Source organism: Sphingopyxis sp. (genome assembly GCF_016704835.1).
In the GTDB taxonomy this organism is placed as follows: Bacteria; Pseudomonadota; Alphaproteobacteria; order Sphingomonadales; family Sphingomonadaceae; genus Sphingopyxis.
In genome coordinates this window covers 1-8,920 of sequence record NZ_JADIZJ010000017.1, presented here as the reverse complement: position 1 = coordinate 8,920, position 8,920 = coordinate 1, and the positions used below count along the sequence as shown (strand labels likewise).

At 66.5% G+C, this 8,920-nt stretch carries 10 protein-coding genes and 5 pseudogenes; all 15 read left to right on the top strand.

The genetic code is table 11. From position 1 onward, the window contains the following. The first annotated feature begins 99 nt into the window (after nucleotides 1–99). A complete protein-coding gene (locus IPF76_RS14905; RefSeq protein ID WP_293845654.1) occupies nucleotides 100–372 on the top strand; it encodes a TraC family protein in 273 nt (90 codons plus the stop codon). Nucleotides 373–419: 47 nt separating this feature from the next. Next, nucleotides 420–1,208: pseudogene (locus IPF76_RS14900) on the top strand (TraC family protein); the annotation flags it as partial. A gap of 103 nt (nucleotides 1,209–1,311) precedes the next feature. Then, nucleotides 1,312–1,395: pseudogene (locus tag IPF76_RS14895) on the top strand (DUF5934 domain-containing protein); the annotation flags it as partial. Nucleotides 1,396–1,417: 22 nt separating this feature from the next. After that, on the top strand, nucleotides 1,418–2,185 hold the full coding sequence (locus IPF76_RS14890; protein ID WP_293845651.1) for a hypothetical protein: 768 nt from the start codon (nucleotides 1,418–1,420) through the stop codon (nucleotides 2,183–2,185). Then, nucleotides 2,100–2,432, top strand: a pseudogene (locus IPF76_RS14885) (TraM recognition domain-containing protein); the annotation flags it as partial. The gene IPF76_RS14890 and the pseudogene IPF76_RS14885, both read left to right, overlap by 86 nt. 262 nt (nucleotides 2,433–2,694) lie before the next feature. After that, nucleotides 2,695–3,054, top strand: coding sequence for a hypothetical protein (locus IPF76_RS14880; RefSeq protein WP_293845648.1), 360 nt, complete (start codon nucleotides 2,695–2,697; stop codon nucleotides 3,052–3,054). Between the two features lie 200 nt (nucleotides 3,055–3,254). Beyond that, nucleotides 3,255–3,386 (top strand): annotated as a pseudogene (locus IPF76_RS14875) (TrbI F-type domain-containing protein); the annotation flags it as partial. Between the two features lie 49 nt (nucleotides 3,387–3,435). Next, nucleotides 3,436–3,612: a hypothetical protein gene (locus IPF76_RS14870; RefSeq protein ID WP_293845645.1), complete on the top strand. Its 177-nt coding sequence runs from the start codon at nucleotides 3,436–3,438 to the stop codon at nucleotides 3,610–3,612. Between the two features lie 216 nt (nucleotides 3,613–3,828). Continuing rightward, on the top strand, nucleotides 3,829–4,173 hold the full coding sequence (locus tag IPF76_RS14865; RefSeq protein ID WP_293845642.1) for a S26 family signal peptidase: 345 nt from the start codon (nucleotides 3,829–3,831) through the stop codon (nucleotides 4,171–4,173). Beyond that, nucleotides 4,170–4,859, top strand: a complete 690-nt coding sequence (traW, locus tag IPF76_RS14860) for a type-F conjugative transfer system protein TraW (RefSeq protein WP_293845640.1) — start codon at nucleotides 4,170–4,172, stop codon at nucleotides 4,857–4,859. Before IPF76_RS14865 ends, traW begins: the two co-directional genes overlap by 4 nt. Further along, a complete protein-coding gene (locus tag IPF76_RS14855) occupies nucleotides 4,856–5,122 on the top strand; it encodes a hypothetical protein (RefSeq protein WP_293845637.1) in 267 nt (88 codons plus the stop codon). The genes traW and IPF76_RS14855 overlap by 4 nt, the downstream gene beginning before the upstream one ends. Then, nucleotides 5,119–6,088: pseudogene (locus IPF76_RS14850) on the top strand (TraU family protein). The gene IPF76_RS14855 and the pseudogene IPF76_RS14850 overlap by 4 nt, the downstream one beginning before the upstream one ends. A 296-nt stretch (nucleotides 6,089–6,384) precedes the next feature. After that, nucleotides 6,385–6,864 (top strand): type-F conjugative transfer system pilin assembly protein TrbC, encoded by a 480-nt coding sequence (gene trbC / locus IPF76_RS14845; RefSeq protein WP_293845634.1) that lies wholly within the window; start codon nucleotides 6,385–6,387, stop codon nucleotides 6,862–6,864. An 816-nt stretch (nucleotides 6,865–7,680) separates the two neighbouring features. After that, entirely contained in the window at nucleotides 7,681–8,121 is a 441-nt protein-coding gene (locus IPF76_RS14840; RefSeq protein WP_293845657.1) for a hypothetical protein, read from the top strand. Then, a complete protein-coding gene (gene traN, locus IPF76_RS14835) occupies nucleotides 8,009–8,854 on the top strand; it encodes a conjugal transfer protein TraN (protein ID WP_293845631.1) in 846 nt (281 codons plus the stop codon). Before IPF76_RS14840 ends, traN begins: the two co-directional genes overlap by 113 nt. Nucleotides 8,855–8,920: the final 66 nt, after the last annotated feature.

Genomic DNA, 8,920 nt, shown 5'->3' with positions numbered 1-8,920 from the left:
GCCCCGGTGCCCACTTCGGCGGCCAGTGCTGCTCCGGCGGCCGCGAAACCAGCCAATGGCCCGGCGGCCTTCCCAGCCAAGGTCGAGGAGTAAACGACTATGGCCTCGCGCGGGTTCTGGGACAGGTTCCTCGACATGCTGTTCGGCGAAAGCGCGCATCCCGAGGCGACACGCCCGGTGCTCGGCGCACCGATGCTGTCGAACTGGCTGCCCTATCGCAGCTTCGACAAGAAAAGCCGCATGTTCATCAATACTGACTCAGTCGGGTTCATTCTCGAGCTGGCCCCGATGATGGGCGCCGACGAGCGCAGCGGCGAGCTTCTCACCCAGTTTCCTTCCGATGCCGTGCCATCGGGCTGCGAGATCAGCTGATCCACTGGCCAAAGCCCTCGGTCGGCGAGCGCATCGCCGATTGGGTCATGCCGCGCGTGGTCGCCAAGGGCGTCTATGGCCGCGCGGCAATGCACCGCGCGCGCTGGCTGCGCCGGGCAGCCTGGATGTCGATCTCGCGTGATGCGCCGTTCTATCTGCGCAGCCCCGTGATCCTTTCGATCGGTGCTCGGCTCAGCGGCCCGATCGGCGCCGACACGCTCGTTACGGTGCGCGAGAGCCTCATGGGCACACTGCAGGCGCTGTCGATCCCGGCGCGCGACATGAGCCCGGTCGAGCTGATCGCCTTCCTCGACGATTTTCTCTGCCCGGCGGTCGATAATGCCGACAAGCCCGAGCACTATTCCGAGCTCGATCCGATCAACGTCCAGTGCGTGCGGCGCGATCTCGAAACGCAGGTCACCCCCGACCGGATCGTGCTCCATACCGAGCGCTTTCGCCCTACTGGCGAGCGTCAGGACGGCGCACCTGTCATCGGCGAGGTCGTGCCCGACAAGTTCGACTGGCGCTTCTTCTCGGTGCGCAACCTGCCCAAGCAATGGGCGCCGTGGGACGTCCAGAAGATCATCGGCGATGTCATCAACGACAAGCTGCGCTTTGGCTGCAACGTCATGACCGTGCTCGGGCTGGTCTACCAGGACGAGGAGGCGGTCGCCTCGCGCGCCGGGCTCAAGGTCATGCGCACCACCAGCCTCGCCGACAGCCGCTCGGCCCGCTTCCTGCCCCAGCTCTCCGAACAGCGCGACGAATGGCAATATGTGCGGGCCGAGGATCACGCCAGGGCCGCAAGCTTGCGCAGGTCTATTACGGCGTCGGCGCGCTCTCGCCACTCGGCAAAGGGCGACATCAACGAGCGCATGGTGAAATCGGTCTGCAAAGGCCTGCGGGTGGGACCTCATCGACGAGCGTTACCTCCAGGTCATGGGTCTGCTCGCAGCGATGCCGCTGTCGCTTCCCAACGGGCTTTCCGCTGACCTCAAGCGCATGAAGCGCTTCAAGACCATGCTGACCACGACCGCAGCCTCGATTGCGCCGCTTCAGGGCAGAGCACACCGGGGCATATCCCCACGTCCTGCTGATCGGGAGGCGCGGGCAGCCGTTCTTCTGGTCGCCGTTCCAGAACGCGGCGGGCAACCACAACGTCGCGGTGTTCGGCAAGTCGGGATCGGGCAAGTCGGTGTTCCTGCAGGACGTCTGCTCCGCGATGTCGGGGGCGGGGGCCAAGGTCATCGTGATCTACGACGGCCGCTCGTTCGAACACATGGTCAAGGCCTTCGGCGGTGCCTTCGTCGAGTTCAAGCTTTCCTCGGGCTTCTCGCTCAATCCCTTCGACATGATCGACGGCGAGGCCCTCGCGAGCGACGAGGACGGCGAGGACTACGAGGTCGAATGCCTCGCCATGCTCAAATCGATCGTCGGGCAAATGGCGCGCCAGCAGGACCGGCTGTCCGATACCGAGCGCGGGCTGATTGATTCTGCGGTGAGCACGGTCTGGCGCGACAAGCAGCGCGCGGGCACGATCGATGATGTCGCTGCGGCGCTGCGCGCACTGCCATCGCCCTATGCCGGCGATCTGGCCGACGCCATGTCGCCGTTCCTCACCGGCGGCACCTGGCCGCTTCTTCGAAGGCGCCTGCTCGATCGATCTTTCGGCCGGGCTCACGGTGTTCGAGCTCTCCGATCTCTCCTCGAAGCCCGAACTGCGCTCGGTGGCGCTGACCGCGCTCATGTTCCTGACGCTCCGGGTGATGCGCGATCTCGACCGCTCGGTGCCCAAGCTCACCATGATCGATGAGGCCTGGCAGCTGCTGGGCGGCGGGCAGATGGGCCAGGCGATCGAGACTTATGCGCGCACCTGCCGCAAGTATGGCGGCTCGCTCATCACCGCCACCCAGTCTCTCAATGACTTCTACAAGTCGGAAGGCTCGCTCGCCGCGCTCGAGAACTCGGACTGGTCGATCGTCCTCCAGCAGAAAGAGGAGACGATCAACGATCTCGCCAAGCATCAGCGCTTCGAGATGGACCACTATACCGAAAGCCTGCTGCGCTCGCTAAAACGCAACGGCACCGAATATTCCGACGTCCTGATCAAGGCCGGAGACCCTCGCGGTCGGACGACTGGTGCTCGATCCTATTCGGCAACGCTCTACTCCTCGAGCCCGCGGGTCTTTCCGAGATCGAGGAGAAGGTGCGGGGAGGGCTCGCGCTCCCCGATGCGATCGAGCGGGTCGCCTTTCCCGATTTCGTGCCTGCCGAGCCCGGCGCGCCCGACTTTGCCGAAGGTGAACTCGCGGAGGCGGCAGAATGATGCCCGCCGCTGCACCATCGCGGTTCCCCTCGAGGCCATCGCGCTTCGCCGATGCCTGCTATCTGGCGCTGCGGGTGACGGGCTGGCTTGCGGTCACCTTGGCCTGCGTCGCGGCCTTGTGGCTGCTGTTCTTCGTCATGCTCGGCGATTTCAGCTTCGTCGGCACCGTGCTGCAGCTCGAGAACTTCGCCTCGCGCTATGTCGCGGCCGACGGCGCTCGCCAGGACCGCTTCCGTCTGATGTTCTGGCTTGCCAGCGCGGGCCTGTTCGTCCTCATCGCCTTCTTTCGCCGCCATTCGCTCGGGCGCGCGGCCGCGAACATCCCCCATTCCAAGGAGCCCCCCCATGGCAGGTAAGCCCCGCGTCGTGCCGAGCAGCGGCGAAAGCGCAGCCCCCGGACCGCTGTTCGAAGCCGAGGTGCAACAACCGCAACGGCGACCGCGATGCCGCGCGCCCGGATTGGCGCCGCGCCGGTCGCGCTGGTGGCGCTGCCTCGTCGCGGCCGGCCTGCTGGGCGCCTGGGTGACCAAAGGCGTGCTTTTGCAGGGACGACGACATGCCGACAACGCCAAGGTCCAGCTCCGGGATCGTCGGCGAATATGTCCAGGCGCAGGCGCGCTCGGCGACCCCGCCCGACCAGGTCTCGGCCGAGACCCGCGCGTTCATGGGCGAGATCCAGCGCAATCTTGAGAAGCGCGGTGCGGCGGGCCAGCTGGTGCTGGTTGGCGAGGCGGTCGTTGCTGGCCCGTGTCCCCGACATCACCGCCGACGTGCGCGGTCTATGCCGGGTCAAGATGCCGCAGGCTGCTGCCGCCTCGGGGGCCGACGTCATGGGCGCGATGCGCGCGGCGATGGGCGGGCAGGGCACGCCGCAAGGCGCACCGCTTGGGGCTGCGGGCAATGCTGCCAACTGAGGCGCCAAGCCAGCCCGCGGCCGAACGCGTGGCCAAACGGGGGCCAGCCACAATCGGCGCGGCACCGATGTCCGGCGATGGCTGGTGATCGGCGGCCTCGCGGCGGCGTCTCGGCGCGATCGTCACTGGCGAGTTGGCGCGACGAACACGCGATCTTGATCAACACGCCAACAAGAGTCACTCCCCAACTGGGCGTTCTGGATCGACAAGCACCGCGTGCCCCAGCGCGGCGACTTTGTCGTGTTCGCACCGGCGCAGACCCCGCTCATCACTGCCCATTTCGGCAAGGTCTCGCCGCCGTTCGCCAAGCGCGTTTACGGCATGCCCGGCGACGTGGTGAGCCGCCAGAGCAATGTGGTGCGGATCAACGGCGCCGAAGTCGCGCGCCTTAAGCCTACCAGCTCGCGCGGCGAGCCGCTGGCGCCCGGACCGGTCGGCCGAATCCCCGAGCGCTGTTACTATCTCGGCACCGCGCACAAGGACGGGCTCGACAGCCGCTACGCCGACATCGGCTTCGTCTGCGCGAACCGGATCATCGGCACCGGGGATTCGGTGCTGTGAGGCGCCTGGCCCTCTTGAGCGCTGCGGGCGCGGTCGGGCTCCTGGTGGGATGGCCTTTCGTCGCGGCACTGCGCGCTGCCGACTATGGGCAGATGGGCCAGACCTTCCCGATCATCGAGACCGATCTCCTGACCACGATCGAGACGCGCCTCAAGACCCTCGAAGCCAATGGCGGGATCGAGCGCATGCAGCGCCAGATGCAGGAACAGGCGGTCGCCAGCGTACGCCGCCCCAAGCCGGTCGATGGCATGACCCCGGCGACCGCCAGGCGCGAGTGGCTGTTCGATCCTTCGATCGTCACCGAGGATGATATCGTCGATGCGAAAGGCAACCTGATCGCCGCGCGCGGCACCCGGGTCAATCCGCTCGACATGGTCCAGCTAAGCCAGGCGCTGGTCTTCATCGACGGCGATAATCCGGCCGAATTGGCCTGGGCCGTCAAGACCTGGAGCGATGCCCGCGCCAAGATCATCTTCGTGTCCGGCTCGCCGTTCGACGCGATGAAGCCCTGGCAGCGGCGCTTCTTTTTTGACCAGGGCGGGACGCTCACGGGCAAGTTCGGCATCCGCCACACACCGGCGGTAGTCTCGGCCGGTGGTTCGAACCTCAAGATCAGCGAGTTCCCCCTGCCGCCGGTGGCGTCCGCACCTGCCCCTACACTCATTGGCGGAGGCAAGGCCTCATGACCCACCCTCTCATCACCTTCCTCAAGACGCCGATGGCCGCCCCGGAGACCCCGCGCCTGCGCCATATGCGCCGCTGGTGGATGGCGCTCTGCTGGGCGCTCGCGCTCGCCGTGTTGCTGCTGCCGCTCACCAAAGCGCTGCTGGGCGAACGGGGCGCGCTGCCCGCCCTGCTGCTGGTGCTCGCCGCGCCGGTACACGGGATGTTCTACTTCCGCGCCAAGCTCCGCGCCGACGACCACTTCAGCGGGGAGGGCCAGCCATGACGCGGCTTTTCCGAACGATCGGCGGTCTCCTCGCCGCCCTCGCGCTCGCCTTTGCCGCAGCCGCGCCGGCCCGGGCCGATACGGTCTCGTGCCACGGCAAGTTCATCAATCCGATCACCGATGTGTGCTGGTCGTGCCTGTTTCCGCTATCGATCGGCGGGCTCTCGATCTGGAAGGGTTCGCGCCCCGACCCGGAGAACCCCTCGTTTCCCTTGTGCGCTTGCGGGTTCGCCGATCCCGCATCGGCATCTCAGTGGGTTTCTGGGAGCCGGTGCGGCTCGTCGATGTCACCAACAAGGCCTGGTGCTTTCCCAACCTTGGCGGAATTCGCCTCAATCCCGGCTTCGCCATCGGCAACGGCCACGTCCAGGGGCGCAGCCAGATCGGCGGCAAGGCGCAGAACTCGTCGCAGTGGCAGTCGCACTATTACGTCTACCCGCTGCTCTACTGGATGGAGATCCTGACCGATTTCCTGTGCGCTTCGAGCAGACCACCTTCGACGTTGCCTATGACCGGGATCGACCCGCTGGGCAGGATTCAGCGCCCACCTCGATCATCAACCCCGAGGTCGCGCTGTTCTCGAACCCGGATCGCAACCGCGGCCCGCGCCGCCGATTGCGTCGCTGCGACCGCCAAGCTGCCGATCGACCAGATGTTCTGGTGCGCGGGCTGCAACGGCGGGATGTATCCCCTGAACGGCCACGTCGCCGCGCATGTGACCCCGATCCAGGCCTCGCGGCTCGTTGCAGAACGCATGCTCTACAAGATGCACCGCGAAGCCCGGTGATGAGGAAGCAGCAATATCGGCTGCAGATGACCAATCCGATCGCGACCGTGAAGGGCCGCTACGCCTGCGCGCCGATCGGCGCCACCACCATCATCCCCCAGACCGGCAAGGGCTACCCCGTCAAGGGCGAGGACTTTGGCTACCTCGTCTGGCGCAAGCGCAACTGCTGCATGCTGTGAGAACGCCCATGACCTTCGCGCGCACCATGTCAAAGGCACGAGTGGCTCCGATTGCGGGCTTCCTCGCGCTCACCGCGGTTTCTGCAGCGCTCGCGCAAACGATAGACGGCATCGATCTCGGGGCATCAGGTCCGGACTACCGGGGGCCACCGCCAGGACGCCCAGACCCTCGTCGATGCGGTGGCCGGAAAGGGCGAAGCGCATCGCGGCGAAGCCGAAACCTTGCGCGAGCAAGGCCTTGCCGCCGTCGCCGCGATCGATCCCCGCCAGCCTCCCCACGGGAGTCCGGATGGCGGTTGACTTCTGACGAACTGCTGTCCGGGGCTGCCGCCAATACCCGCGCGCCGATGGGCGAGGGACCGATGTTCATGGTCTTTGCAAGCCTGTCGATGCCGCAGGCCTCGCTTTCCCGCCTGATCGCCGACACCAGCAAGGCCGGCGGCGTGGTCGTCTTCCGCGGTTTTCCCGGCGGCAGCACCAAGGCCTTTGCCGAAGGGTTGAAGCGCGTCGTCACCGACGAGGGCCAGGAAGCCCACATCGCCATCGACCCGCGCCTGTTTCGCGCCTTCAAGGTCGAGGCGGCCCCGACCTTTGTTGCCGCAGGCCGCGAATATGAGCTGTGCGATGGGCTCGACTGCACCAGCGCCACCCCTGACCACGACCGGCTCACCGGCAATGTCACCGTGGAATATGCGCTCGAGAGCTTTGCGGGCGGCAAGGGTCCGGGCGCAGGCATCGCCCGCGTTGCGCTCACCCAGCTGGCGAAGGCGCCTTGAGATGGGCGGACGGCGCTTTGCAGGTTTGGCGCTTGCCGCCTCGGGTTGATCGCCGCGACCGGAGCGGCGGCGCAGGTCTACATCCCGCCGCCCGACGACCTCGTCGAGCCGCGCAGCGCCGCCTCTCCGCCCGCGATCATCCCGGAGTGACCGCGCCTGCGCCCCCACCACCTTCCGCACCGGCCACCATGACCGTGGACGAGGCCAAGGCCGAGGCGCGTGCCACCGGATCGAGCGTGCGCGGAGCCTACCAGGGGATCACCGATGCGGAGGGGCGGGGGACGGATCCCCGGCTATCAGGCGAACCCTCCCGCTAACCCAGTACTACGACAACCCCGGCAACATGTACGCCGACGGGGCGGCGGCAGGCTACAACAGCGATGCCTACCGCACCGCCAATTCGACCACGCGACCGACCGTCGATGTCACCCGCGCCGACCTTTCGAGGGCCAACACCGTAACCGACGATCCCAATGCCTGCACTCAGGGGGTGAGCGCGGACGGCTCGACCGGTAACTGTGTCCCGCTGCCGCCGAGCCCGGGAACGACGAACACCGCCGGAATGGACTGCTGCAATGTCGGCTCGAGCGTGGTCAGAGCAACCCCAGAACCTGCACCCGCAGCCTCACCGTCGCCGCCTGGAACGAGACGCTCTACCAATACCTCTGCGTTACCGCCCCGGGCTTTCCGGGCTGCGCGGCGCTTGAGGGCAATGCCCTGTGCCGCAAGACCGGGACCTTCCCCGTTCCCGACTACAACCTAACGGTCGACTACTACGACTGCGACGCATCGGTCAGCGATCCGAACGTCTACCTCTTGGGCACCGTGGCCAAATCGCCCCCGGCCGATGCCTTCCAGGTCGTCAGCAACGTCTATCGCTGCAACAACGAGGGGATCACCGATGCGCTGACCTTCGATCCCGTGGCGAGTTTCTCGGTGCAGTACGAGCGGCCTCGCCAATGGCACCATCGCCTCGGAACCCATGCCACTTTCCGCACCATCGCCGCCGCTGCCGGGCTTTTTGCCGACCGTCAGCTCTGCAAGACCTGGGATTCAGCGGCGATCCGTTGGGGAGGGGGCCTTACCTGCCTCGAGCCTGCCGCGCCCAGAAGTCTACTCATGCAGCGCCAATATTGCCGGTATCGTGCCCGAAAGCTCCGTTTCGAAGTGGTTCACCGAAATCTGGACCGACAATGCCTGCTCGGTCGATCTCGGCACCTGCACGCTTGCCTCGGAGACCTGCACCGCTCCCAATGAAACGCGGCTTATCGACGGCGTGCCGGTCACGCGAGCCTGCTGGGAGACGACGAAGACCTACCAGTGCCAGACCGTGGTTGGCGGCGGCAACGACTGCGGCAAGCTCGATGCGACGCCCGGCTGCACCTTCGACCACGAGACCTGCCTCGACGATCCGCCGAGCGGCGATGGCTCCTGCAAGGTTGCCGAGCGCGTCTACAAGTGCCCGATTCCAGGCTCGGCGACGCAGCCAGCGCAGTTACATCTGCGGCGGCGACGTCTACCGCGTCAACGGCGACTGCGGGCCGATCGAACGCGGGGCCTCCGACGAGTTCAAGGACGCGGTCGTGGCATGAATGCGCTCGGCCAGGCCAATGCCGAGTTCGACAGGCTACGCCACCTCTGCCCCTGTTCAAGGGGCACCGCCGAAAGCTTCGCGCACAGGTCTTCGGGCGTCGCCAATGTGTTCGGGCAAGGGCGTGCCAGTGTTGGACCGCTGCTTTGCAGCCCGTCCAGAGGGAGTCCTGCTCAGGACCAGAAGGCTCGATGCCGGGCTCTGCCCACAAGATCCCGGCACCTACTGCTCTCGTCGAGCTTCCGCCAGCATCTGTCTCCTGTGACGTCTGTTGCCAGCACCGGTCTGAATCTGGCCGGATGCAGGAGCAGGAACCCGCCGCGAATCGGCAAGACCTGGGGGCATTTGCCAGAAACCCGTCTGCGACGGGAGTTGCCATCACTTCAGGGATTCCTTTAGCTCACGACCTCTCCGGTGATGATTTTTCCGAGATCTACGCGGAGTTCATCCCGATGCGGCGAAACT

What these genes read in the sequence shown, in the direction of transcription:
- IPF76_RS14905 (WP_293845654.1), top strand. Translation starts at nt 100, where the DNA reads ATGGCCTCGCGCGGGTTCTGGGACAGGTTCCTCGACATGCTGTTCGGC.
- IPF76_RS14880 (WP_293845648.1), top strand. Translation starts at nt 2,695, where the DNA reads ATGATGCCCGCCGCTGCACCATCGCGGTTCCCCTCGAGGCCATCGCGC.
- IPF76_RS14855 (WP_293845637.1), top strand. Translation starts at nt 4,856, where the DNA reads ATGACCCACCCTCTCATCACCTTCCTCAAGACGCCGATGGCCGCCCCG.